Source organism: Microbacterium sp. 71-23 (genome assembly GCF_001897265.1).
GTDB lineage: Bacteria > Actinomycetota > Actinomycetes > Actinomycetales > Microbacteriaceae > Microbacterium > Microbacterium ginsengisoli.
On sequence record NZ_MKSL01000026.1, the window covers coordinates 1 to 1,708 of the forward strand.

3 protein-coding genes and 1 pseudogene are annotated in these 1,708 nt (G+C 67.3%); all 4 read right to left on the reverse strand.

Annotated features, from left to right (window positions below; translation table 11 throughout):
- On the reverse strand, window positions 1-604 hold a 604-nt coding region (gene rplB, locus BGO15_RS10560; protein WP_286748233.1), incomplete at its 3' end, for a 50S ribosomal protein L2.
- Window positions 605-627: 23 nt separating this feature from the next.
- A complete protein-coding gene (rplW, locus tag BGO15_RS10565) occupies window positions 628-927 on the reverse strand; it encodes a 50S ribosomal protein L23 (protein WP_045246807.1) in 300 nt (99 codons plus the stop codon).
- On the reverse strand, window positions 924-1,583 hold the full coding sequence (gene rplD, locus BGO15_RS10570) for a 50S ribosomal protein L4 (RefSeq protein ID WP_056207460.1): 660 nt from the start codon (window positions 1,581-1,583) through the stop codon (window positions 924-926). The genes rplW and rplD overlap by 4 nt, the downstream gene beginning before the upstream one ends.
- 4 nt (window positions 1,584-1,587) lie before the next feature.
- Window positions 1,588-1,708: pseudogene (gene rplC, locus BGO15_RS10575) on the reverse strand (50S ribosomal protein L3); the annotation flags it as partial.

Consider the following 1,708-nt stretch of genomic DNA (forward strand, 5'->3'; position numbering starts at 1 on the left):
ACTGCTCGGCGTTGCCGACCTCGCCGATCGTGGCGCGGCAGCGCGCGTCGACGTTGCGGATCTCACCCGAGGGGAGACGCAGCTGGGCGTAGGGGCCGTCCTTCGCGACGAGACGCACACCGGCGCCGGCCGAGCGGGCGAGCTTCGCGCCGCCGCCCGGGCGCAGCTCGATGGCGTGCACGACGGTACCGGTGGGGATGTTGCGCAGCGGCAGGTTGTTGCCGGGCTTGATGTCGGCCGCGGGACCGGACTCGATCACGTCGCCCTGCTGCAGCTTGTTCGGGGCGAGGATGTAACGCTTCTCGCCGTCGACGTAGTGCAGGAGCGCGATGCGCGCGGTGCGGTTGGGGTCGTACTCGATGTGAGCGACCTTCGCGTTGATGCCGTCCTTGTCGTTGCGACGGAAGTCGATGACGCGGTACTGACGCTTGTGGCCACCACCGATGTGACGGGTGGTGATGCGGCCCTGGTTGTTGCGGCCACCGGTCTTGGCGAGCGGGCGCAGCAGCGACTTCTCCGGCGTCGAACGCGTGATCTCGGCGAAGTCGGCGACCGACGAGCCGCGACGACCGGGGGTCGTGGGCTTGTACTTGCGAATAGCCATTTCTCTAGTCCTCTATCCCGACGTCAGCCGACGCTCGTGAAGATGTCGATGGTGCCCGACTTGAGCGTGACGATGGCGCGCTTGGTGTCCTTGCGCTTGCCCACGCCGAAGCGGGTGCGACGGGCCTTGCCCGTGCGGTTGATCGTGTTGACCGACGCCACCTGGACGCCGAAGATCTTCTCGATCGCGAGCTTGATCTCGGTCTTGTTCGAGCGCGGGTCCACGAGGAACGTGTACTTGCCCTCGTCGATGAGCCCGTAGCTCTTCTCGGAGACGACCGGCTTCAGGATGATGTCGCGCGGGTCCTTGCCGACGGTGCTCATGCGGAGACCTCCTCAGTGGCCGTCTTCGCCGCGACGAACGCGTCGTAGGCGGCCTTGGTGAACACGATGTCGTCGGAGACCAGAACGTCGTAGGCGTTCAGCTGGTCGAACGAGAGCACGTGCACGTACGAGATGTTGCGCACGCTCTTGAGCGTGAGCTCGTCATCGCGCTCGACGACGACGAGCACGTTCTTCGTCGGCGCGAGAGCGGTGAGAACCGCAGCCGCAGCCTTCGTCGAAGGTGCACCGTCGATCGCGAACGAGTCGACGATGTGAAGACGCTCGCCGCGAGCGCGGTCGCTCAGCGCACCGAGGAGCGCGGCGGCGATCATCTTCTTGGGGGTGCGCTGCGAGTAGTCGCGCGGCTTCGGGCCGTGGACGATGCCACCACCGGTCATGTGCGGCGCGCGGATCGAACCCTGACGGGCGTTACCCGTGCCCTTCTGCTTGAAGGGCTTGCGGCCGGCACCGGAGACCTCACCGCGACGCTTGGTCGAGTGGGTGCCCTGGCGAGCCGCGGCGAGCTGCGCCACGACGACCTGGTGGATGAGCGGGACGTTGGTCTTGACGTCGAAGAGCGCGGCGGGAAGCTCCACCGAGCCGGCCTTCTTGCCGGCGGCGCTGTGGACGTCGAGCGCGAGAGTCGTGTCAGACATGGACTCAGGCCCCCTTCACTGCGTTGCGGACGTACACGAGGCGGCCGCGGGCACCGGGGACGGCGCCCTTGACGAGCAGCAGACCCTTCTCGGCGTCGACGGCGTGCACCGTGAGGTTGAGGACG

Coding starts and splice junctions, on each gene's coding strand:
- rplW (WP_045246807.1), bottom strand. CDS start 927: ATGAGCACCGTCGGCAAGGACCCGCGCGACATCATCCTGAAGCCGGTC.
- rplD (WP_056207460.1), bottom strand. CDS start 1,583: ATGTCTGACACGACTCTCGCGCTCGACGTCCACAGCGCCGCCGGCAAG.